The organism is Seohaeicola zhoushanensis (genome assembly GCF_014656415.1).
GTDB lineage: Bacteria > Pseudomonadota > Alphaproteobacteria > Rhodobacterales > Rhodobacteraceae > Seohaeicola_A > Seohaeicola_A zhoushanensis.
Genome location: NZ_BNCJ01000010.1, coordinates 41936 through 66847, shown reverse-complemented (window position 1 = coordinate 66847; position 24912 = coordinate 41936). Strand labels below are relative to the sequence as shown.

General features: G+C 65.8%; 26 protein-coding genes. 17 read left to right on the top strand and 9 right to left on the bottom strand.

Translation table 11 applies throughout. The features are described 5' to 3' along the window. The first annotated feature begins 22 nt into the window (after positions 1-22). Positions 23-775 carry an L-ornithine N(alpha)-acyltransferase gene (olsB, locus tag IE266_RS16300; RefSeq protein WP_189681174.1) on the top strand — a complete coding sequence of 251 codons (753 nt, stop codon included), beginning with the start codon at positions 23-25 and terminating at the stop codon, positions 773-775. Next, a complete protein-coding gene (olsA, locus tag IE266_RS16295) occupies positions 772-1617 on the top strand; it encodes a lyso-ornithine lipid O-acyltransferase (protein WP_189681173.1) in 846 nt (281 codons plus the stop codon). Before olsB ends, olsA begins: the two co-directional genes overlap by 4 nt. A gap of 92 nt (positions 1618-1709) precedes the next feature. On the opposite strand, the gene IE266_RS16290 is transcribed toward olsA, so the two are convergent. Next, the gene (locus tag IE266_RS16290; protein ID WP_189681172.1) at positions 1710-2303 is read right to left on the bottom strand and encodes a 2-hydroxychromene-2-carboxylate isomerase; all 594 of its coding nucleotides are present in this window, start codon (positions 2301-2303) and stop codon (positions 1710-1712) included. A 212-nt stretch (positions 2304-2515) separates the two neighbouring features. Between IE266_RS16290 and rpsB the strand changes: the two genes are divergently transcribed. Together rpsB and tsf are read left to right on the top strand one after the other, a co-directional pair. After that, on the top strand, positions 2516-3292 hold the full coding sequence (gene rpsB / locus IE266_RS16285; RefSeq protein WP_189681171.1) for a 30S ribosomal protein S2: 777 nt from the start codon (positions 2516-2518) through the stop codon (positions 3290-3292). Between the two features lie 78 nt (positions 3293-3370). Next, on the top strand, positions 3371-4276 hold the full coding sequence (tsf, locus tag IE266_RS16280) for a translation elongation factor Ts (RefSeq protein WP_189681170.1): 906 nt from the start codon (positions 3371-3373) through the stop codon (positions 4274-4276). A 61-nt stretch (positions 4277-4337) separates the two neighbouring features. On the opposite strand, the gene IE266_RS16275 is transcribed toward tsf, so the two are convergent. The 4 genes from IE266_RS16275 to IE266_RS16260 form a co-directional block, all read right to left on the bottom strand. Beyond that, positions 4338-5570 carry a flavin monoamine oxidase family protein gene (locus IE266_RS16275; RefSeq protein ID WP_189681169.1) on the bottom strand — a complete coding sequence of 411 codons (1233 nt, stop codon included), beginning with the start codon at positions 5568-5570 and terminating at the stop codon, positions 4338-4340. Between the two features lie 438 nt (positions 5571-6008). Then, on the bottom strand, positions 6009-6764 hold the full coding sequence (locus IE266_RS16270; RefSeq protein WP_189681168.1) for a LuxR family transcriptional regulator: 756 nt from the start codon (positions 6762-6764) through the stop codon (positions 6009-6011). A 159-nt stretch (positions 6765-6923) separates the two neighbouring features. Beyond that, positions 6924-7397: a MaoC family dehydratase gene (locus tag IE266_RS16265; RefSeq protein WP_189681167.1), complete on the bottom strand. Its 474-nt coding sequence runs from the start codon at positions 7395-7397 to the stop codon at positions 6924-6926. Between the two features lie 23 nt (positions 7398-7420). Further along, complete coding sequence (locus IE266_RS16260) at positions 7421-8422, bottom strand: NADP-dependent oxidoreductase (RefSeq protein ID WP_189681166.1); 1002 nt, start codon at positions 8420-8422, stop codon at positions 7421-7423. Between the two features lie 119 nt (positions 8423-8541). Here IE266_RS16260 and IE266_RS16255 point away from each other — a divergent pair, with 119 nt between their 5' ends. Further along, complete coding sequence (locus tag IE266_RS16255; RefSeq protein WP_189681165.1) at positions 8542-9198, top strand: histidine phosphatase family protein; 657 nt, start codon at positions 8542-8544, stop codon at positions 9196-9198. Here the strand turns inward: IE266_RS16255 and IE266_RS16250 are convergent. Continuing rightward, positions 9195-10190: an NADPH:quinone oxidoreductase family protein gene (locus IE266_RS16250; RefSeq protein ID WP_189681164.1), complete on the bottom strand. Its 996-nt coding sequence runs from the start codon at positions 10188-10190 to the stop codon at positions 9195-9197. The genes IE266_RS16255 and IE266_RS16250 overlap by 4 nt on opposite strands. A gap of 134 nt (positions 10191-10324) precedes the next feature. Here IE266_RS16250 and IE266_RS16245 point away from each other — a divergent pair, with 134 nt between their 5' ends. The 11 genes from IE266_RS16245 (at position 10325) to IE266_RS16195 (ending at position 22050) form a co-directional block, all read left to right on the top strand. Next, entirely contained in the window at positions 10325-11506 is a 1182-nt protein-coding gene (locus tag IE266_RS16245) for an acyl-CoA dehydrogenase family protein (RefSeq protein ID WP_189681163.1), read from the top strand. A gap of 5 nt (positions 11507-11511) precedes the next feature. After that, on the top strand, positions 11512-12627 hold the full coding sequence (locus IE266_RS16240; RefSeq protein ID WP_189681162.1) for an acyl-CoA dehydrogenase family protein: 1116 nt from the start codon (positions 11512-11514) through the stop codon (positions 12625-12627). Between the two features lie 29 nt (positions 12628-12656). Continuing rightward, the gene (locus IE266_RS16235) at positions 12657-13583 is read left to right on the top strand and encodes an SDR family NAD(P)-dependent oxidoreductase (RefSeq protein ID WP_189681161.1); all 927 of its coding nucleotides are present in this window, start codon (positions 12657-12659) and stop codon (positions 13581-13583) included. A 28-nt stretch (positions 13584-13611) separates the two neighbouring features. Next, on the top strand, positions 13612-14808 hold the full coding sequence (locus tag IE266_RS16230; RefSeq protein ID WP_189681160.1) for an acetyl-CoA C-acyltransferase: 1197 nt from the start codon (positions 13612-13614) through the stop codon (positions 14806-14808). Between the two features lie 7 nt (positions 14809-14815). Continuing rightward, on the top strand, positions 14816-15466 hold the full coding sequence (locus IE266_RS16225; RefSeq protein ID WP_189681159.1) for a histidine phosphatase family protein: 651 nt from the start codon (positions 14816-14818) through the stop codon (positions 15464-15466). An 8-nt stretch (positions 15467-15474) separates the two neighbouring features. Continuing rightward, entirely contained in the window at positions 15475-16500 is a 1026-nt protein-coding gene (locus tag IE266_RS16220; protein ID WP_189681158.1) for a phosphotransferase family protein, read from the top strand. A 484-nt stretch (positions 16501-16984) separates the two neighbouring features. Next, positions 16985-18229, top strand: a complete 1245-nt coding sequence (locus IE266_RS16215; RefSeq protein WP_189681157.1) for a branched-chain amino acid ABC transporter substrate-binding protein — start codon at positions 16985-16987, stop codon at positions 18227-18229. 95 nt (positions 18230-18324) lie between these two features. Continuing rightward, on the top strand, positions 18325-19281 hold the full coding sequence (locus IE266_RS16210) for a branched-chain amino acid ABC transporter permease (RefSeq protein ID WP_189681156.1): 957 nt from the start codon (positions 18325-18327) through the stop codon (positions 19279-19281). After that, a complete protein-coding gene (locus tag IE266_RS16205; RefSeq protein WP_189681155.1) occupies positions 19278-20570 on the top strand; it encodes a branched-chain amino acid ABC transporter permease in 1293 nt (430 codons plus the stop codon). Before IE266_RS16210 ends, IE266_RS16205 begins: the two co-directional genes overlap by 4 nt. An 8-nt stretch (positions 20571-20578) precedes the next feature. Next, complete coding sequence (locus tag IE266_RS16200; protein WP_189681154.1) at positions 20579-21349, top strand: ABC transporter ATP-binding protein; 771 nt, start codon at positions 20579-20581, stop codon at positions 21347-21349. Beyond that, entirely contained in the window at positions 21346-22050 is a 705-nt protein-coding gene (locus IE266_RS16195; protein ID WP_308434603.1) for an ABC transporter ATP-binding protein, read from the top strand. The genes IE266_RS16200 and IE266_RS16195 overlap by 4 nt, the downstream gene beginning before the upstream one ends. 44 nt (positions 22051-22094) lie before the next feature. Here IE266_RS16195 and IE266_RS16190 read toward each other — a convergent pair whose 3' ends face one another. The 3 genes from IE266_RS16190 to IE266_RS16180 are packed head-to-tail and all read right to left on the bottom strand — an operon-like array spanning position 22095 to position 24024. Then, positions 22095-22688 carry a 2-hydroxychromene-2-carboxylate isomerase gene (locus IE266_RS16190; protein ID WP_229864190.1) on the bottom strand — a complete coding sequence of 198 codons (594 nt, stop codon included), beginning with the start codon at positions 22686-22688 and terminating at the stop codon, positions 22095-22097. Next, a complete protein-coding gene (locus IE266_RS16185) occupies positions 22688-23422 on the bottom strand; it encodes an SDR family NAD(P)-dependent oxidoreductase (RefSeq protein ID WP_189681151.1) in 735 nt (244 codons plus the stop codon). Before IE266_RS16185 ends, IE266_RS16190 begins: the two co-directional genes overlap by 1 nt. Continuing rightward, the gene (locus IE266_RS16180; protein WP_189681150.1) at positions 23419-24024 is read right to left on the bottom strand and encodes a glutathione S-transferase family protein; all 606 of its coding nucleotides are present in this window, start codon (positions 24022-24024) and stop codon (positions 23419-23421) included. Before IE266_RS16180 ends, IE266_RS16185 begins: the two co-directional genes overlap by 4 nt. Positions 24025-24165: 141 nt before the next feature. Between IE266_RS16180 and IE266_RS16175 the strand changes: the two genes are divergently transcribed. Further along, on the top strand, positions 24166-24897 hold the full coding sequence (locus IE266_RS16175; protein ID WP_189681149.1) for an enoyl-CoA hydratase/isomerase family protein: 732 nt from the start codon (positions 24166-24168) through the stop codon (positions 24895-24897). Positions 24898-24912 lie beyond the last annotated feature (15 nt).

Here is a 24912-nt window from a genome sequence, read left to right as displayed (position 1 = left end):
AGAGAGCCGGAAACGCAGCCAGATGCCGGACGCCGGGCCCGTCTTCACCGTCAGGATCGCCGAAACCGCCGAAGACCTGCGCGCCGCGCAGGCGCTGCGCTACGAGGTCTTCGTGCGCGAGCTGGGGGGCGGCGGAGAAGGCGTCGATCACACCCTTGGCCTCGAGAGCGATGGCTTCGACGCTCATGCCGCACACCTGCTACTGCGCGACGAGAGCCGGGGCGAGGTCGTCGGCGTCTACCGGCTGATGACCGAGGACCATGCCCGCGCCGCCGGGCGGTTCTATTCGGAAAACGAATACGACCTGTCGCCGCTGCTCCAAAGCGGGCGCAAGCTGCTGGAGCTGGGCCGGTCCTGCCTGCATCGCGACTATCGCGGCGGGCTGGCGATGTATCACCTCTGGAACGCGGTGGCGGCGTATGTGGCCGAGCAGGAGATCGAGATCTTGTTCGGCGTCGCCTCGTTTCATGGGACCGACGTGGACGAACTGGCCGAACCTCTGTCGCACCTCCATGCCAGCCACCTCGCGCCGCCCGAACTGCGGGTGCGGTCGCGCGTCTTCCAGCGGATGGACCTGGTGCCACCCGAAAGGATCGATCGCAAGCGCGCGGTGGTGGCGACGCCGGCGTTGATCAAGGCTTACCTGCGGCTCGGCGGCTTCGTCGGCGACGGTGCCTTTGTCGACCACGACTTCAACACCACCGATATCTGCCTGATCCTCGACACCGCGCGGATGAACGAGAAGCAGCGCCGGATCTACGCCGGGGGCGCATGAGCGGGGCCTGGACCAAGGAGCTGGCGCCCGAGCCGCTGCGGCTGACGCCGATGGGCTGGGCGCTGGCGCTGGGGCGGGGCGTCGTGCTTGCGGTGCTGGTCTTCGGCTGCCTGGCGCTGCTGCTGCTCGTGCGGTTGGTCGAGCGGCCGTTGTTCGGGCTGCGGCGGCCGGTGACGCCCTTCATCACGCAATTCGTCTGCCGCAACGCCTTCCGGGTGATGGGGATCGCCTTCACCAGCCGGGGCGAGCTGATGCGGGGGCGGGGGGCGGTGGTGTCGAACCATGTCTCGTGGCTGGACATCTTCGCGCTGAATGCGCGCAAGCGGATCTATTTCGTGTCCAAGGCCGAGGTCGCGGGCTGGCCCGGCATCGGCTGGCTGGCGCGGGCGACGGGGACGGTGTTCATCGAGCGGGATCCGAAGCGGGCGCGGGAGCACAAGGAGGTCTTCGAGGGGCGGCTGCTGGCCGGGCACAAGCTGCTGTTCTTTCCCGAGGGGACCTCGACCGACGGGCTGACCGTGCTGCCGTTCAAGACCACGCTCTTCGCGGCCTTCTTCTCGCATGATCTGCGGCCCCACATGGCGATCCAGCCGGTGACGCTGCTCTATCACGCGCCGGAGGGGGCGCGCGCGGATTTCTATGGGTGGTGGGGCGACATGGATTTCGGGTCGCACCTGGTGAAGGTGCTGGGTCGGCGGCGGCAGGGGCGGGTGGAACTGGTCTATCACGCGCCGGTCCGGGTCAGCGATTTTCACGACCGAAAGGCGCTGGCCGCGCATGTCGAGCGGGTGATCCGGGATTGCCATGAAAAGTGCGGTCTAGGGGCAGCCGAAGGGGGCTGAATCCAAATGTCCTAGCTAGGACATAGGGTCAAGCCTATGATAGTATTACCTCTAGCGCTAACAACTTTCCGGGACGCCTGCGCGCCAGAGACTTAGGCCGCAGCCCGCGTCAAGGTCATTTCGAGCCGGTCGTCCCCCCAGAAAAGCTCTCCCTCGAAGATGAAGGACGGCGCTCCGAAGATGCCGAGGCGCATGGCCTCGGCAACGCTGTCGCGCAGGCCCTGCTTGCCGGCGTCGCTGTTGGCCTCTTCGACCAGCGCGGAGGGCAGACCGCAGCTCGAGAGGAGCTGGCCCAGGAAAGTCGGGTCGTCGATGCTCCGGCCTTCGCCGAACTCGCCGGCATAGACGGCGCGGCAGAAGGCCGGACCCTCGGGGTGCTTGAGCGCCAGCAGCGCGGTGCGCGCCGCCAGCACCGAGTTCTGCGGGAAGGGATCGGGGCGTTTGAACGGCAGGCCGCGCGCGGCGCAGAGCCGTTCCATGTCGCGCCACATATAGGCGCCCTTGACCGGGTAGAGGTTAAAGGGCGAGCTGTCCCAGCCCTGCGCCTTGAAGATCGGGCCGAGCCAGAAGGGGTGCCATTCCACCTCGACCCCGGCATCGGCGGCCAGAGTGTCGATGCGCATCACCGAGAGGTAGGAATAGGTCGAGGCGAACTCGAACCAGAACTGCAACTTGGGCCGCGCCATCGGCATCTCCTCTAGACCGTTCGGTCCAGGGTTGCATCGGCCGGGGCAAGTTGTCAAACACCTCTTGCGCCCGCTTCAGCCTTCGCCTATACGCGCGCCACCTAAAACCCGCAGGCGGGGTTTGGGCTATTGGGGGAGACATCCCCAACAGTCCGCCGGTTGTCATGAAGATGACAGTCCCCGCCGAGGCCAAACCGGAAAGGAAATTGAGCATGGCTCTTCCCGAGTTCACCATGCGCCAGCTGCTGGAAGCAGGCGTTCACTTCGGCCACCAGACCCAGCGCTGGAACCCGCGCATGGCGCCGTATATCTACGGTGACCGCAACGGCATCCACATCATGGACCTGACCCAGACTGTCCCGATGCTGGACCAGGCGCTGAAGGTCATCCGTGACACCGTCGCCCGTGGCGGCCGCGTCCTCTTTGTCGGCACGAAGCGCCAGGCCCAGAAGCCGATCGCAGATGCCGCCGAGAAGTCGGCACAATATTACATGAACCACCGCTGGCTCGGTGGCTCGCTGACCAACTGGAAAACCGTTTCCCAGTCGATCAGCCGTCTGAAGTCGATCGACGAGCAGATGGAAGCCGGTTTCGAAGGGCTGACCAAGAAGGAACGCCTGGGCATGGAACGCGACCAGGCCAAGCTGCAGGCTTCGCTCGGCGGTATCCGCGAAATGGGTGGCGTGCCCGACCTTCTGTTCGTCATCGACGTGAAGAAAGAACAGCTGGCGATCTCGGAAGCCAACAAGCTGGGCATCCCGGTTGTCGCCGTTGTCGACACCAACTGCTCGCCCGATGGCATCGACTACATCATCCCCGGCAACGATGACGCGGCCCGCGCCATCGCCCTCTATTGCGACCTCGCAGCCCGCGCGGCCCTCGACGGCATGAGCGCACAGCTCGGTGCCGCAGGTGTCGACATCGGCGCGATGGAAGTCGCCCCGACCGAGGATGCCCTCGAAGAGACCGAGGAAGGCGCCGAAGCCTGATCGGCTTTGCGTCACCAGACTGACACATGGGGCAGGGTAGACCTGCCCCAGACCCGCAAGATTTGAGGAGAGCCAGACATGGCAGTCACTGCATCCATGATCAAGGAACTGCGCGAAGCGACCGGCGCAGGCATGATGGACGTCAAGAAGGCGCTGACCGAAAGCGACGGCGACATGGAAGCCGCCGTTGACTGGCTGCGCACCAAGGGCCTTGCCAAGGCCGCCAAGAAAGCCGGCCGCACCGCCGCCGAGGGCCTGGTGGCCGTCGTCGTTGAAGGTGGCAAGGGCGTTGCGATCGAGCTGAACTCGGAAACCGACTTCGTCGGCAAGAACGAGGACTTCCAGAAGATGGTTGGCGCGATTGCCGCTGCCGCCGTCAACGTGGATGACCTGGACGCGCTGAAGGCGGCATCCGTGAACGGCAAGACCGTCGAGGAAACCGTCACCGAGGCGATCGCGACCATCGGCGAGAACATGACCCTGCGCCGCATGGCGAAGCTGACCGGCGGCAACGTCTTCTCGTATGTCCACAACTCGGTTGCGCCCGGCATGGGCAAGATCGGCGTCCTGGTTGCCATGGACGGTGGTTCGGAAGATTTCGGCCGTCAGGTTGCGATGCACATCGCCGCTGCCGACCCGCGCCCGCAGGCCCTGAACGAGTCGGAACTCGACCCGGCGATCATGGCGAAAGAGCTGGAAATCCAGACCGCCAAGGCGCTGGAAGAGAACGCCGCCTCGGACAAGCCGAAGCCGGAGCAGGTGATCCACAACAACATCATCCCCGGCCGGATGAAGAAGTTCGTCGCCGACGTTTCGCTGCTGGACCAGCAGTTCGTCGTTTCGGCCGACAAGCAGACCGTCGGCCAGGCTGCCGCCCAGAACGGCGCCACCATCACCGGTTTCGTCCGGTTCGAGGTTGGCGAGGGCATCGAAGTGGTGAAGGAAGACTTTGCCGCCGAGGTTGCCAAGGCTGCCAAGGGCTGATCGCCCGACATAACGAGGGACGAGGGGCGTGGCCGTTGGGCTGCGCCCCTTTTCTTTTGGCTCAGCCGAGTTGGGCGATGACCTCGCGCGCGGCGGCCTCGCCCGAGAGGCGGGCCCCGCCGGCGGTCTGGATCAGCGGGCCGGCCAGGGCCTCGCCGGCGAACCAGATGCGGTCGCCCACCGGCTGGGCGAGGGTCTGGCGCGCGGCGGCCTTGCCGGGGCGGGCGGCGGCATAGGCGCCGCGGGTGAGGCGTTCGCCGCCCCAGTTGGTCATCAGCGAGCGGCCGATGCGGGGGCGCAGGTTGCTGCCGAAAACGTCGACGAGGCGGTCGGTGACGAAGTCGACGGCGGCATCCTGGCCGGCGGCCTCGATCTCCCAGGCGAAGTCGCCGCCGACGAAGCCGACCATCAGGTCGAGGTCGAACGGGAAGCAGAGGAAGAAGACGTCGTGGCGGGCGTGGCGCTCGATCAGCAGGTCGTCGAAGGGGGAGAGGCCGAGGCGGTCGCCGCGGATCTCGACCGGGATCTTGGTGAGCAGGCCCATGGGGAGGTCGAAGATCGCCTCGGTATGGGCCTCGGGGAGATGCGGGCGGAAGCGGATGTCCTCGAAGGCCAGCACTCCGGTGGAGACGGTGACGATGGCGGCGCGGGCGCGGAGGGTGCCGCGTGTGGTTTCGACGGCGACGCCGGAGCCGGACCAGTCGATTTCGCGCACCAGGGTGGCGAGCTCGACCGGGACGTCGGCGCCGAAGCGGGCGACCAGAGCGCCGAAGCCCTCCTTGGTGAAGTAGTTGGGGTCGAGGTCGGCGGCGGCGCGGAAGTCGGCGATGGAGATCTCGTCATCGTCCTGGCCGAAGTCCATGGGGCCAGAGAAGGTGGCGGCGGCGCGCAGGGCGTGGCCCTTGGCGAGCAGCGAGGAGAGGCGGTCGTTGGCGCCGTCATGGGCTTCGATCAGGCGTTGCAACTCGGCGTCGGCGGCCGAGATGGCGGCAAGGTCGGCGGCATCGGCCTTGCGGTCGCCATAGTAGAGGTGGTCGAGGCCCATGTCGTGGTGGAACAGGGTCCAGCCGGCGGCCTGGGCCTCGGGGTAGAAGGGGTTGCGGTCGGCGGCGTGGAGCCAGGCGCAGCCGATGTCGAAGGGCACGCCAAAGTCTGTGGAGGTGGTCCAGGCGCGGCCGCCGATGCGGTTCATCGCCTCGACGACCTTGAAGGTCCTGCCGGCGGCCATCAATTGCCTTGCCGCGCCGAGGCCGGCGGCGCCTGCCCCGATGACAACCACGTCCACGTCGCTCATGGCAGGTCTCCTCACGGTTGACGCAATGAGGGTGCCTTGGAGCGCGCGATCCGCAAAGTGGAAATCGCGAGTTGGTGCGGATTACGGTCGCCGTCCATGCCCGAAACCGGGTGCCGAGATCATATGAACATCCGCGGGGAAGGGCCGGAGCCGGGGCGGGACGCCCGGCTCCGGTTAAGGAACGGCCTGTATCTATTGGGGATGGATCAGGTCCGCTTATTGGTTCCGGCCCTGGCGCGGATCAATACGCGTTCGGGCCGGACAGGTCAGAGAGCCCTGCAATATCAAGGTTCTTTTCCCGGTGTCCCAAGGCCAAAGCCACCACTCACGGAACATATTCAGATTGCGCTGGATTCCGCCCAGACGAAAGTAATGGATTCCTTACCCAACGTAACTCGAAGTAAAATTACGCAAAGAATTCCATTTTTTTCAGGTCGGTCAGGCTTCGAGGACGAACATCTGGTTGTGCAGGGCCGCCTTCAGCACTGCTTGCGCCGTGGTTTCGACCGAAAGCGATTCGCGCGCGAGTCGAAGGTGCTTTTCGACCGTCGCAGCGGTCAGCCCCATGAGAATCGCGATGTCCTGCGTCGTCTTGCCGTCGCCGACCCACTCCAGCGCCTCGCGCTGGCGACGGGTGAGGCCCCGGTTCGGGGGCGAATAGGGCAGGGTGAGGATCTTGAGGTGTGCGATGTTGTTCATCAGGTGGATGTCGCGCCCGTGTTCCTCCCAGACCGCGTCCACCTCGTCCTGGAGCATTCCGTCGCGCGCCGCGAGGGAGATCGCGCCCTTGGCGCGGGCCGAGACCGACTTGAAGCTGATGGTATAGCCGGCGGAGACCTTCATGCGCAGGTTGAACTCGATCACCTTGAGCTCTTCGGGGCTGAGGTTGCCACGGTCGAACCGCTGGGCGATCTGCCGCCAGCTGCCGGCGCCCTCGTTCTCGAGCGCCCAGCGGAGCATCGGCGCATGGGCATAAAGCCCCCCGTGAACAAAGGTATCGACGTATTCCGGGGTGTGGTTGGAGAGGATGATGAAATCCTCGGGATCGCCGAGGGAATTCTGGGTGCGGAACCGGGTGAAGCCGTAGATCAGCCGGTCGAATCCGTATTCGGCCATCTTCTGGGTATGTGCCGACCAGAGGTCTTCAAGCGTCGGCGCATTGGCAAGGAATTGAAGATAATTTCGCAGGCTCATCACGGTGAGCCTTTCCGTTTTCGAACCTCAGACGTGATGGCATCCGATGCGATGCGACTTGCAAGGCAGGTAGCGGGCATGAACAAATCTCCGAGTGTCGCCAAGGTCTAGCCGGCGACACGCGTTTTGTCCAGAAAATGCATGTGTTTGACGGGAGATTCAGCCCTTCTCGAAGACCGCGAGGCCCAGCCATTCAGCAACCAGGGCTGGGGTTTCCTGGCCTTCGATTTCAATTGTCATGACGTTGGTTCGCAAAAGGTCGGTCGCATTGCGCTTTGTCACCTCCTGGAGGACGAAACGGCCGCGCACCCGCGCACCGGCTTTCACCGGAGAAAGAAAGCGCAATTTGTTGAAACCGTAGTTGATGCCCATGACCTGGCCCGGAAGCACCGGGAAGCAGTCATAGGCAAAACGGCTGGCGAGCGAGAGGGTGAGGAAGCCATGCGCGATGGTGCCGCCGAAGGGCGTTTCCCGGGCGGCGCGTTCGGGGTCGACGTGGATCCATTGATCGTCGTGGGTCACCTCGGCAAAGGTGTCGATCATCTTCTGGTCGACCGTGATCCAGTTCGCGACGCCGACTTCGGTGCCGATGGCGGCCTGAAGGTCGGCCAGTGCGTTATCTATGGCGGCCATGTGTTCCTCGCTTCCTGTTTGTCTCATGCGTCGGGGCCGACGCGCACCATGCGCTTGCCCCGGTTCTCGCCGGCCAGCAGGCCGATCAGCGCGGCGGGGGCGTTTTCCAGCCCCTCGACCACATCCTCGAAGACCTTGATCTGGCCCTTTGCGACCCAGGTTTGCAGCGCCTTGAGCGCCTTGGCGTCGTCCTGGGCGAAGTCCATCACGATGAAGCCCTCCATGCGCAGGCGCTTGACCACCACGAGGCCGGGCAGGTTGCGCGGGCCGGTGGGGGCGGTCGAGTCGTATTGGCTGACGGCGCCGCAGCAGACCACGCGGCCACGGGTGTTCATGGCGAAGAGCGCGGCTTCGAGCACGCTGCCGCCGACATTGTCGAAATAGACGTCGACGCCATCGGGGCAGGCGGCGCGCAGCGCCTTGCCGAGGCCCGGCTCGCGGTAATCGACACAGGCGTCGAAGCCGAGTTCGCTGATCACCCAGGCGCATTTCTCGGCGCCGCCGGCGATGCCGACCACGCGGCAGCCAAGCGCCTTGGCGATCTGGCCGACGATACTGCCGACCGAGCCGGCGGCCGCCGAGACCAGCACGGTTTCGCCGGTCACGGGGCGTCCGACGCTGATGAGGCCATGGAAGGCGGTCTTGCCTGCGATGCCATAGACCGACATCAGGTGCGAGAGCGGGCGCACGTCGGGCATCTTCTGGCACTTGTGCGCCGGGCGGGTGACGAAGTCGGACCAGGTCGACTCGACGGCGACGATATCACCCTTGGCGAGACGCGGGCTGCGGCTCTCGACCACCTCGCAGAGGGCATAGGTGGGCATGGCATCGCCGGCGTTGACCGCGTCGCGGTAGGTCGCGCCCTGCATCCAACTGCGGTTGGCGGCGTCGATGCTCATCAGGATGGTGCGCAGCAGCACCTCGCCTTCGGCGGGTTGTGGCATCTCGGTTTCGCGCAGGGCGAAGTTGGCGGGGGTCAGGGCGCCCTTGGGCAGTTCGGCGATGGTTATCTGGCGGTTGGTCATGGGGTTCCTTTCAGCGGGTCGGGCGCGGGGTGATGGGGCGGGCCTCTGCGGGATGTTGTCATCCGAGGCGCATTCCCGCTAGGACCGGTGGCGAGATCACCGAGGGAAGGCCCAACTGCATGAGTCGCGAATACCACCAGACCAAATATGCCCCGCCGCCCGGCGCGGCCGATCTGCTGCTGATCCGGCATGGCCGCACCGAGGCGGCGCGGCCGGGGGTCAGCTTTCCGATGGTCGACGGGCACGGCGACCCGGCGCTGCACCCCGAGGGCGAGGAGCAGGCCGTGCGCGTGGGCGAGCGGCTGAAGGGCGAGACGCTTGCCGCGATCTATGTCACCACGCTGCGGCGCACGCATCAGACCGCCGCGCCGCTGGCGGCGCACCTGGGGCTGGTGCCGGTTGTCGAGGCTGATCTGCGAGAGGTGCGGCTGGGCGACTGGGATGACGGGTCGTATCGCATCAAGGCCGCCGAGGGTGCGCCCGAGATCAAGCGGGCGCTGGAGGAACAGGAATGGGGCCATATCCCCAATGCCGAGACCACCGCGATCCTGCATGAACGGGTGCGGCGCGGCCTGCTGAACATCGCCGCGCGTCATGCCGACCAGCGGGTGGCCGTCGTGGTGCATGGCGGCGTCATCGGCGCGGCGATGGCGATTGCGAGCGGGGCGCAGGCGTTCCACTTCAACGGCGCCGAGAATGGCTCGATCAGCCGGATCGTGATCCAGGGCGAGACCATGTGGGCCAAGAGCTTCAACGACTGCGCGCACCTGCTTTAGTCCATCGTCACCACGACCTTGCCCAGGACCTTGCGGTCCTGCATCATCACCAGGGCCTCGGCCGCGCGCTCCAGCGGGAAGCGCGCGGAGATGCGCGGCTTGATCTGGCCTTTCTTGTACATTTCAAAGAGTTCGGCGACGTTCTGCGCGTGACCCTTGGGATCGCGCCGGGTGGAGTCGCCCCAGAAGACGCCGACGATCTGGCAGCCCTTGAGCAGGGTGAGGTTGAGCGGGATCGAGGGGATTCCGGCGGGGAAACCGACCACGAGGAAGCGGCCCTCCCAGGCGAGCGCGCGGACTGCCGGTTCGGCGTAGTTGCCGCCCACCGCGTCATAGACGACGTTGACGCCCTCGGGGCCGGCGATCTCCTTGATCTGGGCCGAGAAGGCCTTTTGCCCGTCGCGGTCGAGTTCGCGGGGGTAGATCAGGGTATCGTCCGCGCCGATTTCCTTGCAGAAATCCGCCTTGTCCTGCGAGGAGACCGCCGCGATGACCCGGGCGCCGGCGGCCTTGCCGAGTTCGATGGCCGCGGCGCCGACACCGCCGGCGGCGCCGAGGATCAGCAGCGACTCGCCCGCCTTGAGGTGCGCGCGGTCCTTCAGTGCGTGGTGCGAGGTGCCATAGGTGAAGATGAAGCAGGCCGCGTCCTCGAAGGGCATCGCGTCGGGGATCGGCACGATGCGGGCGGCATCGGCGATCGTATGGGTGGCAAAGCCGCCGTGGCCGGTGAGCGCCAGCACGCGGTCGCCTACCTTTACGTTGCTCACGCCTTCGCCAACGGCCTGCACTTCGCCCGCGATCTCGCCGCCGGGGGCATAGGGGCGCTGCGGCTTGAACTGGTAGAGGTCGCGGATCATCAGGGTGTCGGGGAAGTTGACCCCGGTGGCATGCACGCGGATCAGCACCTGGCCCTTGCCGGGGCTTGGCGTCTCCATCTCGGTCAGTTGCAGCGTTTCGGGACCGCCCGGGGCGGTGCTGAGCAAGGCTTTCATGTATTTTCTCCCAGGTTGTCGAGCCGCTGCCAGGCGGTGGAACCGGGTCCAATCTGTTCGTCGCAAAACGGAGTTGTCAATCGGAAATCGAAATGCAATTCTGCCCTGCGGAAAGTAAGTTCATGGGGGGAGACATGGCTGCGGAGACCGAAGACCCCGCCGGATTTCGGGCGGAACTGCGCGAATGGCTCGAGGCGAACTGCCCGGAATCGCTGCGCGACGCCAATGGACCCGAGGATAGCATCTGCTGGGGCGGCAAGCGCTGGGTTTTCGAGAGCGAAGACCAGAAACTCTGGCTGGAACGTTGCGTCACACGCGGGCTGACGGTGCCGACCTGGCCGAAGGAATACGGCGGGGCGGGGTACAGCCGCGAGCAGGAGAAGGTGTTTCACCAGGAAATGGCGCGCATCAATGCGCGCTGGCCGCTGCAGAGCTTCGGCATCTGGATGCTTGGCCCCGCGCTGCTGCATTTCGGCACGCCCGAGCAGAAGGCGCATTTCCTTCCCCCCATCAGCCGGGGCGAGATCCGCTGGTGCCAGGGCTATTCCGAGCCGGGCGCGGGTAGCGACCTGGCCAGCGTGCAGACCCGCTGCGAGGACAAGGGCGATCACTGGCTGGTCAATGGTCAGAAGATCTGGACCTCTTACGCCGATCAGGCCGACTGGATCTTTGCGCTGGTCCGCACCGACCGCGAGGCCAAGAAGCATCTCGGGATCACCTTCCTGCTGCTGGACATGACCTCGCCGGGCGTCACCACGCGGCCGATCAAGCTGATCTCCGGCGCCTCGCCCTTCTGCGAGACGTTCTTCGACAATGTCGAGGTGCCGAAGGAACATGCGCCGGGTATCTCGTCGGTTGTCGGCACCGTGAACCGTGGCTGGGACGTGGCGAAATACCTGCTGACGCATGAGCGCACGATGATCTCGGCCACCGGCAGCGGGGCGCGGTCGCTGGGTGCGGTGCTGAGCGAGGAGATGGGCGGCATCACCGACGCCAGCCTCCGGGCGGCGGCGGTCAAGGCCGAGGTCGACGCGCTGGCGATCGGGCTGACGCTGGAACGCTACAAGGACATGGCGGAAAGCGGGCAGGGCGTGGGCGATGCCTCGGCCATGCTGAAATACGTCGGGACCGAGCTGAACAAGGACCGGCACGAGCTGATGATGGCGACCGGCGGGTCGGAGGCGCTGGAGTGGGACGGCCCGCATGGCACGCGGCCGGCGGATTGGCTGCGCACCAAGGCCAATTCCATCGAGGGCGGCACGTCGGAGGTGATGCTGGGCATCGTCTCGCGGCGCGTGCTTGGACTTCCGGGGTAACACAGATGGCAAAACTGGTTCTGAACGAAGAAGAGCGGATGCTCGCGGATTCGGCGCGCGCCTTTCTGGACGATGCGGCCCCGGTGAAGCACCTGCGCGAGCTGCGCGATGCCGGCAGGACGCATGATCCGGCGCTGTGGAAGGCCATGGCCGAGATGGGCTGGGCCGGGATCCTGGTGCCCGAGAGCGCCGGCGGGGCCGACATGGGCCATGCGGCAGCGGGCCTGTTGGCGGGCGAGATGGGCAAGACGCTGGTGGCCTCGCCTTTCCTGTCGAGCGCGGTGATTGCTGCGACGGCGCTGCGGCAGGTGTCGGACAGGCGGGCGGCGGATGCGCTGGCGGGGATCGCCTCGGGCGAGGTGACCTATGCGCTGGCGATCGACGAGGGGCCGAAGTTCGCGCCTGAGGCCACCCGGATGGAGGCGCGGCGCGAGGGCAACGGGTTCCGCCTGACGGGCCGCAAGACCTTCGTGGTGGACGGCGGCTTTGCCGACCGGCTGCTGGTGCTGGCGCGGACCGGCGAGGGGCTGACGCTATTCGACATTCCCGCCGACCGCGCCGGGGTGAGCCGCGAGGGGCGCGCGATGATCGACAGCCGCGATGCGGCGCGGATCGACTTCGACGCGGTCGAGGCCACCGGCGAGGACGTGCTGGGGCAGGTCGACGACGCGATGCGCGTGCTGCGCCCGGCGCTGGAGGCCGGGCAGGCGGCGCTGGCGGCAGAGCTGTCTGGGCTGGCGGCCGGGGCCTTTGGCATGACGGTCGGCTACCTGAAGGAGCGCAAGCAGTTTGGGGTGCTGATCGGCCAGTTCCAGGCATTGCAGCACCGGGCGGCGGACCTGTGGTGCCAGACCGAGGTGACGGCCTCGGCGATCCTGCACGCCGGGCGCAAGCTTGACGAGGACCCGGAAAACGCCACTCTGGCGGTATCGCTGGCCAAGGCGCGCGCAACCGAGACGGCCAAGGCGGCCGTGATCGAGGGGGTGCAGATGCATGGCGGGATCGGGATGACCGACGCCTTCGACATGGGCTTCTACATGAAGCGCGCGCGGGTCGGGGCCGAATGGCTGGGCGATTACGGCTGGCACGCCGAACAGGTCGCTCGGCTGCGCGGTTTCTGAATCAATGACTTGCAAGAGGAAGTGAAGGTATGAGCATCCGTTTCGACAACCGTGTCGCCATTGTCACCGGCGGCGGTGCTGGCCTGGGGCGCAGCCATGCGCTGGGTCTGGCCGCGCGCGGGGCGAAGGTGGTGGTGAACGACCTGGGCGCCTCGGTCGACGGCTCGGGCGCCTCGGAGAGCGCGGCGGAGCGGGTGGTCGAGGAGATCCGCGCGGCGGGCGGCGAGGCGATGGCGCATGGCGCCGATGTCTCGAACGAGGAACAGGTGGCCGACATGGTCGCCCGTGCCAGGGACACGTGGGGCCGCGTCGACATCGTGGTGAACAACGCCGGCATCCTGCGTGACAAGTCCTTCGGCAAGATGACGATGGCCGATTTCCGCAAGGTGGTGGACGTGCACCTGATCGGCAGCGCCACGGTGACCCATGCCTGCTGGCCGCTGATGCGCGAACAGCAATACGGGCGGATCGTGCTGACCTCGTCGTCCTCGGGGCTGTACGGGAACTTCGGGCAGGCGAACTATGGCGCGGCCAAGGCGGCGATGATGGGTCTGATGAACGTGCTGCACCTGGAAGGCGCGCGGGACAATATCCGGGTGAACACGCTGGCGCCGACCGCCGCCACGCGGATGACCGAGAGCCTGATGCCCGAGGACGCGCTGGCGCTGTTGCAGCCCGAGACGATCACGCCGGGGCTGCTGTACCTGGTGTCCGAGGATGCGCCGAGCCGGGTGATCCTTGGGGCCGGGGCGGGCGCCTTTGCGGTCACGAAGGTCTATGAGACGCTGGGCGCGACGCTGACCGGCGAGGAACTGACGGCAGAGGGGGTCGCGGCCGCCTTTGGCCGGATCTCGGACCCCGAGGGGCAGGAGGAACTTACCCAGGCCTTTGCCCAGACGCAGAAATACGCCCGCAATGCCGCCGAAGCGCGCGGCTTAAAACTGAACTGGGGCTGAGGCCCGTTTCCAGAAGGAAAACAAGACCATGCGCGACGCAGTTATCGTATCGACCGCCCGTACCCCGATTGGCAAGGCCTATCGCGGCGCCTTCAATGCCACCACGCCGCAGGCGCTGGCGGCGCATGCCATCTCGCACGCCGTGGCGCGGGCGGGGATCGAGGGCGGCGAGGTCGCCGATTGCATCCTTGGCTCGGCGATCCAGCAGGGCCACCAGGGCGGCAACGTCGCCCGCCAGGCCGCGATCCGGGCCGGGCTGCCGGTGACGGTGGCGGGCATGTCGCTTGACCGGCAGTGCGCGAGCGGGATGATGGCGATTGCCACCGCTGCCAAGCAGGTGGTGATGGACGGCATGGACGTGGTCGTGGGCGGCGGGGTCGAGAGCATCTCGCTGGTGCAGACGCCCGAGATGCGGATGGCGGCGGACCCCTGGCTGAAACAGCACAAGCTGGCAATCTACATGTCGATGCTGGAGACCGCCGAGACGGTGTCGGAACGCTATGGAATCAGCCGCGAGGCGCAGGACGCCTATTCGGCGCGCAGCCAGGAGCGAACGCATCTGGCGCAACAGGCCGGCAAGTTCGACGACGAGATCGTGGCGATGACCACCACCATGCAGATGCAGGACAAGGCCAGCGGCGCGATCAGCGAGCATGAGGTGACGCTGTCCAAGGACGAGGGCAACCGCCCCGGCACCACCGCCGAGAGCCTGGCCGGGCTGCAGCCGGTGTTCAAGAACGGCCAGGTCATCAAGGAAGGCAAATACATCACCGCCGGGAACGCCTCGCAGCTGTCCGACGGGGCCTCGGCCGCGGTGGTGATGGAGGCGAAGCTCGCCGAGAAGAAGGGGCTGGAGCCGCTGGGCCGCTATGTCGGCGTGATGGCCGCAGGCTGCGAGCCCGACGAGATGGGCATTGGCCCGGTCTTCGCGGTGCCGAAGCTGCTGAAGGCGCATGGGCTGAAGATGGACGACATCGGCCTGTGGGAGCTGAACGAGGCCTTTGCCTGCCAGGTGATCTACAGCCGCGACAAGCTTGGAATCCCTGACGAATTGCTGAACGTCGACGGCGGCGCCATCTCGATCGGCCACCCCTATGGCATGTCGGGCGCGCGGATGGTGGGCCATGCGCTGATCGAGGGCAAGCGGCGCGGCGCGAAATACGTGGTCTGCACCATGTGCGTCGGCGGCGGCATGGGCGCGGCCGGCCTGTTCGAAGTGTTCTGAGCCGGGCATGGCTGAACTTCTTGTTGTCCGTCACGGTCAGGCCTCGTTCGGGGCGGACAATTACGACCGGCTGTCCGAAGTCGGGCACGAACAGTCGCGTCTCGCCGGCGAAGCGCTGCGCGAGGCGGGCTGGGTGCCCGACCGGCTGGTGACCGGCACGCTGGAGCGGCAGAAGGAAACGCTGCGCTCGATGGGCTTTGACGCCGAGCCGGAGCAGCACCCCGGGTTCAACGAATACGACTTCCACGACCTGCTGCACGTGCGCTTTGCCGGGCAGGTGCCCGAGGCGGTGAAGGGGGAGCGCAAGACCCACTTTCGCACCCTGCGCGAGACGATCCTCGACTGGCAGAAGGGCGGATGCGCCGGGGCGAAGGAGAGCTGGTCCGAGTTCGAGGCGCGGGTCGCGGCCGCGCTGGCCTTTGCCACCGACACCAGCGCGCGGCGCGTGCTGGTGATCTCGTCCGGCGGGGTGATCGGGCAGCTGGTCGCCCAGGCGCTGGCGGCGCCCAAGCCGATGATGATGGAGCTGAACCTGCAGGTGAAGAACAGCTCGATGACGCGGTTCGTCTTTTCAGGGCCGCGGTTTTTCCTGAACGAATTCAATGCAACCCCGCACCTGGCGCCGAAGGATCGGGCCGGGCTGCTGACCTACAGCTGAGGTGACGCATGGCCGATACCCAGACACTCGATACAGCGGCCGTCGCGGCTTATCTGTCCGAGCACCTGCCGGGCTTCGAGGGGCCGATCGAGGCGGTCAAGTTCGATATCGGCCAGTCGAACCCGACCTTCCTGCTGAAGACGCCGGGGCAGAATTACGTGCTGCGGCGCAAGCCGCCGGGGGTCTTGCTGAAGTCGGCCCATGCGGTCGACCGCGAATTCCGGGTGCAGAGCGCGCTGGCCGGCAGCAAGGTGCCGGTGGCGAAGATGTACCTGCTTTGCGAAGACGACGCGGTCATCGGATCGTCGTTCTACGTGATGGAGCATGTGGACGGGCGCAACCTGCGGCTGCCCTCGCTGGACGAGCTTGAGAAGGCCGACCGGGGTAAGGTCATCGACGAGATGAACCGGGTGCTGGCCGAGTTGCACATGGTCGATATCGACGCGGTGGGCCTGTCGGATTACGGGCCGCCGGGGAATTACTTCGAGCGGCAGGTGGGCCGCTGGTCGAAGCAGTACCGCGCCTCGGAGACGGTGACGGTCGAGGCGATGGACCGGCTGATGGCGGAACTGGTCGAGCGGATGCCGCCGGACGATGGCCAGCGCACGCTGGTGCACGGCGATTACCGCATCGACAACATGATCTTTGCCAAGCAGGGCACCAACTGCCTCGCGGTGCTGGACTGGGAGCTGAGCACCATCGGGCACCCCTATGCCGACCTCGCCTCGGTCATCATGCAATGGCAGATGCCGCTGGGGCCGGAGGGGCGCGGGCTGGCCGGTATCGACCGGGTGGCGCAGGGGTTGCCGAGCGACGAGGAGTTCATCGCCGCCTATTGCGCGCGGCGGGGGCTGGCGGGCATCGACAACTTCGGCTTCTACCTCGCCTTCTGCTTCTTCCGCATGGCCGGGATCATCCAGGGCGTGCTGAAGCGGGCGCTCGATGGCAATGCCTCGAACCCGGAAAGGGCCATGAAGGTCGGGGCTTACGTTCCGATCTTCGCGGAGCATGGGCTCGAGGCGCTGCGGCGCTAGGGCGGTTTCGCCAGAATCAGCGAATCCGTGGAACGGATTTTTGCTGTGCGAAAAGTTTTGTGCGTCCTGCACCTTAGTTTCGGCACCGGAAAATGACCGGCGGTGGCGGCGCAAAAGCGCCCGGGTTCGGGGGTCTTTCATGGCTTCACGCGGCCGCTGTGCGGGGTGGTTTTGGAGTCATCATTTGGTTGCTCCGCTGGAGTTTCTTGCCGAACAGTATTGAAATTTATCATTTAATATCAAAATTATCATGGCCGTAATTAAAGTTTCTTTGGAGGACTTCCCGGCACGTCCATCCCTTGAATATCTCGCGCTCCTTCTCGTGTCCCGATCCCGGCGAGCCGCCGGCCCGAGCGGCGTTACCGGAATCCGGAAATGGAGGGGATCGCGAAGCTTGACTTTGGTGGCTGATATGCAAGTCTCGGGGCAAGTCCGAGAAATTCGCGTGGAAAGCGCGCCGGGCTCACCTTTGGGAGGAAATCTAATGCTCAAAATTACCCGCTTCGGCGTAGCCGCGGCGCTTGCCTTGTCCGTAAGCGCAACTGCCGCCCTTGCCCAGGATATCAAGGCAGCCTTCATCGACCCGCTGTCCGGCCCCTTCGCGGCCACCGGGTCGAACGGTCTGCACCAGTTCCAGTTCGCCGCCGACCGTCTCGTGAACGAGAAGGGCGGCCTGCTGGGCGGGCGCAAGCTGGTTGTCGATGGCTTCGACAACAAGACCAGCCCTCAGGAATCGCTGATCCAGCTGCAGGTCGCCATCGACCAGGGCTATCGCTACATCATCCAGGGCAACAGCTCGGGCGTGGCGAACGCGCTGACCGAGGCCATCGAGAAGCACAACAAGCGCAATCCCGACAGCCGCGTTCTGTTCCTGAACTACTCGGCTGTGGACCCGGCGCTGACCAACGACAAGTGCAACTTCTGGCACTTCCGCTTCGACGCCAACGCCGACATCAAGATGGACGTGCTGACCGACGTGATCGCGGGCAACAAGGACATCCACAAGGTCTATATCATCGGCCAGGACTACTCCTTCGGCAAGGCGGTTTCGGCCGCGGCCAATGCGATGCTGAAGGCCAAGCGTCCGGACATCGAGATCGTCGGGGATGAACTGCACCCGATCGGCAAGGTGAAGGACTTCACCCCATACGCCCGCAAGATCACCGCGGCTGGCGCGGATGCGGTCATCACCGGCAACTGGGGCGCTGACATGCTCGGCCTTGGCAAGGCGCTGGTGGCCAACGGCTATACCGGCCCGGTCTATACCTACTACGCGGCAGGCAGCGGCATCACCGCGGCCTTCGGCGAGGCCGGCAAGGGCGTGATCCGGCTGGTCAGCGAAGGCCAGACCAACCCGCCGGTGAGCGATGTCGCCTCGGCCTATTACGACGCCTACAAGGCCAAGTATGCCGACGGCAACGTCGACCAGACCCGCATCACCAACACCATCGCCATGCTGGCGGCGGCGATCGAGAAGGCCGGCACCGCGGATGACGTGGTTGCGGTCGGCAAGGCGCTGGAAGGCATGGAACTGGACAGCATCTGGGGCACCAAACTGTTCATGCGCCCGCAGGACCACCAGCTGATCCAGAACATGCACATCCTCCAGCATACCAACGAGGGCGTGACCTACGACTATGACAACTCGGGCTTCGGCGTTGTCGTGGAATCGACGGTGGAGATGGCCGGCATGGACAGCCCGACCACCTGCAAGATGGATCGCCCGTAAGCGGCTGATCATGAACGGCTGTCCGCATCGCGGTTCGGGCAGCCGTCACATCCTGACCTGACAAGACCCGACTTTCGACCAAGGAGTGCTGGCCGATGGACCTGGTTGTCATTAATCTGATCGATGGGCTGGTGACGGGGCTTCTGCTCTTCATGCTCTCGAGCGGACTGACCCTGATCTTCTCGATGATGGGCGTGCTGAATTTCGCACACGCCAGTTTCTACATGCTGGGGGCATATTTCGCCTATCAGATCAGCCTTTACGTCGGCTTCTGGCCGGGGTTGCTGATCGCTCCGCTGATTGTCGGCGTGCTGGGCGCGCTGGTCGAACGTTATGGCCTGCGGCGGGTCCACCAATACGGGCACGTGCCCGAGCTGATCTTCACCTTTGGCCTGGCGCTGCTGATCGAAGAAGTGGTGCAGTTCATCTGGGGCAAGAACATCGTGCCCTTCGACGAACCCGAACTGCTGAACTTCGCGCTGTTCAGCATCGGCGGCAATGCCATCCCGGCCTACAAGGTCTTCATGATCTTCATCTCGATCGGGATCTTCCTGGCTTTGCTCTACGTGCTGACCCGGACCCGCGTGGGCATGGTGATCCAGGCGGCGCTGTCGTATCCGCGCACGGTCGAGGCGCTGGGGCACAATGTGCCGCTGGTCTTCATGGGCGTCTTCGGCGTCGGCACCGCGCTGGCCGGGGTGGCGGGCGTGATCGCCGGGCCTGTGCTGGGAACCTTCCCGGGCATGGCCTTCCTGCTGGGCTCGATCGTCTTCGTGACCATCGTGATCGGCGGCCTGGGGTCGCTCTGGGGGGCCTTGGTGGCCTCGCTGCTGATCGGCTGGCTGACCACATTCGCCGCGACCTCGACCTTCGAGTTTGCAAGCCTTCTCACCGCGATCGGCCTGGAGCGCCCCGAGGACCTGAGCGAGAGCTATATCCGCGATCTCTGGACCCTGAGCCTGCCGCAGATTGGCCCGATCCTGCCTTACATCCTGATGGTGTTGATCCTCGTGTTCCGCCCCTTCGGCCTGTTCGGGAAGCGTGACGTATGACCGACACCACTCACAAGTCCGCCGTCAGCACGCCGGCATCACGCCTGACACTGGGACAGGTCGCGCCCTGGCTTTTTGCCATTGCCTTCCTTGTCCTGCTGCCGTTCGTCTTCAAGTCGAACGCGGCGCTGACGATCATGAACCAGATGATGATCACCATCGTCTTTGCGCTGGCCTACAACATGCTGCTGGGGCAGGGCGGGATGCTGAGCTTTGGCCATGCCGTCTATCTCGGCTTCGGCGGCTTCATGTGCATGCACATCATGAACGCCGTCGAGGACAACGGCCTGCCGCTGCCCCTGCCGCTGCTGCCGATCTTCGGCGGGCTGTTCGGGCTGGGGCTGGCGACGATCATCGGGTCGTTCTCGACCCGGCGGGCTGGCACGGTGTTTGCGATGATCTCGCTCGGGATCGGCGAGCTGATCGCCGCCTGCACCGTGATCATCGTCGTGCTCTTCGGCGGCGAGGAGGGGATCAGCGGCGACCGCACCTATGGCCTGCCGGTCTTCGGCTACGAGTTCCTGCAGCAGATCGAGGTCTATTACGTGCTCGGCTTCTGGACGGTGCTGTCGGCGCTGCTGATGTACCTGTTCTCGCGCACGCCGGTGGGGCGCATGGCCAATGCCGTGCGCGACAACCCCGAGCGGGCCGAGTTCCTTGGCTATTCGGCGCGCTGGGTGCGGTTCTATTCCTTCTGCGCCTCGGGCTTCTTCGCCGGGGTGGCCGGGGCGATGGTCGCGATCAACTACGAGATCCTGACCGAGCAGAGCATGAGCGCGACGCAGTCGGGGGTGATCCTTCTGGTGGCCTTCCTGGGCGGGGTCGGCTTCTTCTTTGGCCCGATCATCGGCGCCATCGTCTTCACTCTGCTGCAGTCGGTGTTGAGCCTTTATACCGAGATCTGGCAGCTGTATCTTGGCGCGCTGTTCCTGGCGACGGTGATGTTCTTCCCGGGTGGCCTGGCGGGCGTGCTGATGATGCATGTGCCGGTGGCCCGGCTTGGCAAGTTCGGGCTGCTGGTCATGCCCTATATCAAGACGCTGCTGCCGGCGTTGGTCAGCGTGATCGGGGTTTCGGCGCTGATGGAGATCATCTTCCACTATCGCCACGCCCCGCCGGGCGACGAGGAGATGACGCTGTTCTGGGTGACCTTCGACAGCCACAATCTGCTGGCGATGCTGATAGCCTTCGTGGTGGCGGCCGCCGGGTTCTGGGTGGCGAAGCGCAATTCGGGTGAGCTGCGCAACGCCTGGCACGCCGCGAACACACCGGATGGAGGCCGCGCATGAATGCCCCGATGAGCAAGACCGCGGTTCCGGCGCTGCAGCTTGAAGGCCTGCGCAAGAGCTTTGGCCGCACCGAGATCATCCGCGGGGTCGACCTGTCGATCCAGCGGGGCGAGTTGCACGCGGTGATCGGACCCAATGGCGCCGGCAAGTCGACGCTGTTCAACCTGATCACCGGCCGCTTTGCGCCGACCAGCGGGACCGTGCGGCTGCATGGCACCGACCTGGCCGGGATGGCGCCGTTCCAGATCAACCGGATGGGCCTGTCGCGGTCGTTTCAGATCACCAACATCTTTCCGAAGATGACCGTGTTCGAGAACGTGCGCTGTTCGCTGCTGTGGTCGCAGGGATACAGGTATTCGTTCTGGAACCTGGTCAGCCGTTCGCGCGAGCTGAACGAGGGGGCGGATGAGATCCTGGAGCAGATCAACCTGACTGCGCGCCGGGACCTGCCGGCGGGAGTGCTGTCCTATGCGGAACAGCGGGCGCTGGAGATCGGCATCACCATCGCGGGCGGTGCGGATGTCATCATGCTGGACGAGCCGACGGCGGGGATGAGCCATTCGGAGACCGACTATATCGTCGAGCTGATCCGCAAGGTGACGGAGAACAAGACGCTGGTCATGGTGGAACACGACATGGGGGTGGTCTTTGGCCTGGCCGACAGGATTTCGGTCCTGGTCTATGGCGAGATCATCGCGACGGGGCGCCCGGAGGACGTGCGCGCCAATCCCAAGGTCCAGGAGGCCTATCTCGGCGCTGCGCTGGAGGCGGAACACTGATGCTCGAAGTTACGGACCTGCACGCCTATTACGGCAAGTCGCATATTCTCCAGGGCGTGAACCTGTCGATCCAGGAGGGCGAGATCGTCGCGCTGCTGGGGCGCAACGGGGTCGGGCGGTCGACCACCTGCAAGGCCATCATGGGCGAGGTGCCGCCGCAGGGCTCGATCCGGTTCAAGGGGACCGAGATCGCCGGCAAGAAGGCCTTTGAGGTGGCGAACCTGGGGATCGGCTATGTGCCGGAGAACCGCGATATCTTTCCGGGCCTGACGACGCGGCAGAACCTGATCTTGGGGCTGAAGCCGCGCCAGAAGGACGGGCAGGGGCGCTGGTCGATGCAGGACATGTTCGAGCTGTTCGAGAACCTGAAGAACCGGGCCGATGTCGAGGCCTCGGTTCTGTCGGGGGGCGAGCAGCAGATGCTGACCATGTGCCGCACGCTGATGGGCGACCCGGATCTGGTCATGATCGACGAGCCGACCGAGGGCCTCAGCCCGCAGATGGTGCAGCGGGTGGCGAGCCTGTTGCAGGAGATCGCCCGGCGCGGGATTGCGACGCTGCTGGTCGAGCAGAAACTCTCGATCGCGCTGGACATCGCGCATCGGGTCTACGTGATGGGCCACGGGCGGGTGGTGTTCGAAGGGACGCCGCAGGAGCTGAAGGCGCGCGAGGACGTGCGCAAGGAGTGGCTCGAAGTGTGAGGCAGGGCGGCCTCGGGCGCTGCTGTGACAGGCGGCGTCCGGGGTCAGCGCGTGGAGAGGCGCCAGTCGAGGTCGCCGAGGGCATCCTTTCCGAAGAACATCTCGTCGCCGAGGAACATGGTGGGCGCGCCGAAGACGCCGCGGGCGACGGCGGCCTCGGTGGCCGCGATCAGCCCCTGTTTGACGATGTCCTGCTGCACGCCGTCAGCGATCTCGTCCGCGGGCAGGCCGGCGGCCGCGAGGACACCCATGAGGGTGGCGGGGTCGTCCATCTTCTCGCCGTCGCGCCACATTGCGTCGAACATCGCCTCGCGGTAGGTGGTTTCCCAGGGCTGACCCTCGGCGAAGATAGCGCCGCGCATCATTATCAGCGTGTTGACCGGGAAATGCGGATTCATCCGGTAGGCCAGGCCGTGACGTTCGACAAACCGTTTCAGTTCAAGGGCCTGGTAGGCGTTCTTGCCCTTGACGCCGGCGAAGGCGGTGATCGGGCTCTGGTTGTTGGTCGCCTTGAAGACGCCGCCGAGCAGGACCGGCCTGTAGGCCAGTTCTGCACCGTGGCGCGCGGCGATATCGGGAAGGACCTTGTGGACCAAATAGGCGTTGGGGCTGCCGAAGTCGTAGTAGAAGTCGATCATCACCATTTCTCCGCGTAGGGCCGCAGGTCGAGTTCGAAGGTCCAGCCGTCGCGGGTCTGTTTATGGAGCGCCCAATAGGCTTCGGCGACCGAGTCAGGGTTCATCAGCGTATCGGGCGGCAGGCTGCCCGGATCGGCGCCCGAGGCCGCGATCCTTTCGCGCACGAAAGCGGTGTCTACGCCGGCGTCGATCACCAGATGCGCGACGTGGATGTTCTGCGGGCCCATCTCCTTTGCGAGGCTCTGCGCAAAGGATCTCAGGCCCGCCTTGGCCGCGCCAAAGGCGGCGTAGCCGGGATTGCCGCGCATCGAGGCCGAGGCGCCGGTGAAGAAGATACAGCCGCGCCGGCGCGGGGCCATGTAGCGCGCGGCCTCGCGGCCGGTGAGGAAGCCGGCGAAACAGGCCATTTCCCAGACCTTGCGGAAAACACGCTCGGTGGTCTCGGGCACCGGGAAGCGGACGTTGCCGCCGACGTTGAAGATGACCAGGTCGAGCGGGCCGATGTCGGCCTCGATGCGGGCGAAGACCTCGGTGGTGCTCTCTTCGCTGCGGGCGTCCATGGTGAAGGCGTAGGCGGTGCCGCCCTCGGTCTCGATCTCGGCCACCAGAGGGGCCAGCTTGTCGCCGTTGCGGCGCGCGAGGCAGACGGTGAAGCCGCCCCGGGCGAAGCGCCGGGCGATCGCCGCGCCGATGTAGTCGCCGGCCCCGACGATCAGCGCGACGGGCGCGCTCATAGCGCGCGGGCCTTCTTGAGCGCAGGACGTTCCGACAGGCGTGCGATGTAGGGCGGAAGGTTCGGCTTGTCGGAGAGATCGGCGCCGAGGTGTTCCGAGACGCTGACCGCGTGGCCGCACATGATGTCGGCCCCGGAGAAATCGCCGGCGAGGTAGTCGCGCCCCTCCATATGCCTGTCGACCGCGCCCAGCATCTGGTTCAGCAGCTTGAGCGCCCGCTTGACGTTGACCTCGTTGCGCCGTTCGGGCGGCAGGAAGACGGTTTCGACCATGATGACGTTGATCTGGGGCATGATCATGCCCTCGGCGAAATGCAGCCATTGCAGGTAGGTGGCGAAGTCTGGGCTGTCGGCCGGGGGCACCAGCCGGCCGTTGCCGTGGCGCGCGAGCAGGTATTCGACGATAGCGCCGGATTCCGAGATGGTGACGTCGCCGTCCACCAGCACCGGCACCCGGCCCATCGGGTTCACCGCGAGATATTCGGGCGCGCGCATGGCCTTGTCCCCGAGCGTCATGCGTTCGAGATCGTAGGGCAGGCCCAGCTCTTCCAGCAGCCAGGCGATGCGCACCGCGCGGGTGTTCGGCGCAAAGTAGAGTTTCATGGAAATTCTCCGTTTTTCGCTTTCGCAGCCGCTGCTTGCGTGGCAGGTTTTGCGTCGCGTGGTATTGTATGCGCGAGCCTAGGGGCAGGGTGCGGAAGCTGTCAATCCTGCGTCGGAACCGAGGGGCGGAGGGGAAAAACAATGGAAACTGTGGTTCGCGAGGACCTGGGCGATGGTGTCGTGGCGCTGGTCCTGAGCCGGGCGCCGGTGAATGCGCTGAGCGCGGGCTTTCTAGACCGAATTGCCGCCCGGCTGGAGGAACTGGCCGCCGATGACGCGGTGCGGGCGGTGATCCTGAAGAGCCCGTTCAAGGTGTTCTCGGCGGGGCTGGACCTCAAGGAAGCGCAGGCCTTCGACGATATTGGCGAGCGCGAGATCGTGCGGGCGCTGAACGAGGATCTGCTGGCGCTCTACACCTTTCCCAAGCCCGTGGTCGTGGCGCTCAACGGGGCGGCGATTGCCGGCGGGTTCTTCTTCCTGTTGGGGGCGGACTGGCGGGTCGCCGCGCCGCGCGCGCAGTTCGGTCTGGCCGAGGTGCGGGTGGGGGTCGATTTTCCGATTGGCCCGATGGAGATCGCGCGCGACGCGCTGTCACCCGACAGCCTGCGCCGGCTGATGCTGACCGGTCAGCCGGTGCGCGCCGAGGCGGCTCTGGCCCAGGGGTTCATCGACGAGATCTCCGATGATGTGCAGGCCAGCGCGCTGGCCAAGGCGCGCGAACTGGCGGCCATCCCGCCGCAGGCCTATGCCGCCGTGAAGCGGCAGGTGCGGGCGGGCGCAGTGGAGCGGATCGCGGCTGGCCTGGCGCAGCAGCCAGCGCATTGGTTCACCGAGGAGACCCGTCCTGCGATGCGGAAGATGGTGGGTGGATGATGGAAGACAGCGTCA

Bases quoted from the DNA above. Each gene is read 5' to 3' on its own strand.
- IE266_RS16240 (WP_189681162.1), top strand. From the start codon at position 11,512: ATGGCAAAACTGGTTCTGAACGAAGAAGAGCGGATGCTCGCGGATTCG.
- IE266_RS16190 (WP_229864190.1), bottom strand. From the start codon at position 22,688: ATGATCGACTTCTACTACGACTTCGGCAGCCCCAACGCCTATTTGGTC.
- IE266_RS16205 (WP_189681155.1), top strand. From the start codon at position 19,278: ATGACCGACACCACTCACAAGTCCGCCGTCAGCACGCCGGCATCACGC.
- IE266_RS16250 (WP_189681164.1), bottom strand. From the start codon at position 10,190: ATGAAAGCCTTGCTCAGCACCGCCCCGGGCGGTCCCGAAACGCTGCAA.
- IE266_RS16270 (WP_189681168.1), bottom strand. From the start codon at position 6,764: ATGAGCCTGCGAAATTATCTTCAATTCCTTGCCAATGCGCCGACGCTT.
- IE266_RS16225 (WP_189681159.1), top strand. From the start codon at position 14,816: ATGGCTGAACTTCTTGTTGTCCGTCACGGTCAGGCCTCGTTCGGGGCG.
- olsA (WP_189681173.1), top strand. From the start codon at position 772: ATGAGCGGGGCCTGGACCAAGGAGCTGGCGCCCGAGCCGCTGCGGCTG.
- tsf (WP_189681170.1), top strand. From the start codon at position 3,371: ATGGCAGTCACTGCATCCATGATCAAGGAACTGCGCGAAGCGACCGGC.
- rpsB (WP_189681171.1), top strand. From the start codon at position 2,516: ATGGCTCTTCCCGAGTTCACCATGCGCCAGCTGCTGGAAGCAGGCGTT.
- IE266_RS16210 (WP_189681156.1), top strand. From the start codon at position 18,325: ATGGACCTGGTTGTCATTAATCTGATCGATGGGCTGGTGACGGGGCTT.
- IE266_RS16185 (WP_189681151.1), bottom strand. From the start codon at position 23,422: ATGAGCGCGCCCGTCGCGCTGATCGTCGGGGCCGGCGACTACATCGGC.
- IE266_RS16220 (WP_189681158.1), top strand. From the start codon at position 15,475: ATGGCCGATACCCAGACACTCGATACAGCGGCCGTCGCGGCTTATCTG.
- IE266_RS16265 (WP_189681167.1), bottom strand. From the start codon at position 7,397: ATGGCCGCCATAGATAACGCACTGGCCGACCTTCAGGCCGCCATCGGC.
- IE266_RS16255 (WP_189681165.1), top strand. From the start codon at position 8,542: ATGAGTCGCGAATACCACCAGACCAAATATGCCCCGCCGCCCGGCGCG.
- IE266_RS16275 (WP_189681169.1), bottom strand. From the start codon at position 5,570: ATGAGCGACGTGGACGTGGTTGTCATCGGGGCAGGCGCCGCCGGCCTC.
- IE266_RS16180 (WP_189681150.1), bottom strand. From the start codon at position 24,024: ATGAAACTCTACTTTGCGCCGAACACCCGCGCGGTGCGCATCGCCTGG.
- IE266_RS16200 (WP_189681154.1), top strand. From the start codon at position 20,579: ATGAGCAAGACCGCGGTTCCGGCGCTGCAGCTTGAAGGCCTGCGCAAG.
- olsB (WP_189681174.1), top strand. From the start codon at position 23: ATGCCGGACGCCGGGCCCGTCTTCACCGTCAGGATCGCCGAAACCGCC.
- IE266_RS16245 (WP_189681163.1), top strand. From the start codon at position 10,325: ATGGCTGCGGAGACCGAAGACCCCGCCGGATTTCGGGCGGAACTGCGC.
- IE266_RS16260 (WP_189681166.1), bottom strand. From the start codon at position 8,422: ATGACCAACCGCCAGATAACCATCGCCGAACTGCCCAAGGGCGCCCTG.
- IE266_RS16215 (WP_189681157.1), top strand. From the start codon at position 16,985: ATGCTCAAAATTACCCGCTTCGGCGTAGCCGCGGCGCTTGCCTTGTCC.
- IE266_RS16290 (WP_189681172.1), bottom strand. From the start codon at position 2,303: ATGGCGCGGCCCAAGTTGCAGTTCTGGTTCGAGTTCGCCTCGACCTAT.
- IE266_RS16175 (WP_189681149.1), top strand. From the start codon at position 24,166: ATGGAAACTGTGGTTCGCGAGGACCTGGGCGATGGTGTCGTGGCGCTG.
- IE266_RS16235 (WP_189681161.1), top strand. From the start codon at position 12,657: ATGAGCATCCGTTTCGACAACCGTGTCGCCATTGTCACCGGCGGCGGT.
- IE266_RS16230 (WP_189681160.1), top strand. From the start codon at position 13,612: ATGCGCGACGCAGTTATCGTATCGACCGCCCGTACCCCGATTGGCAAG.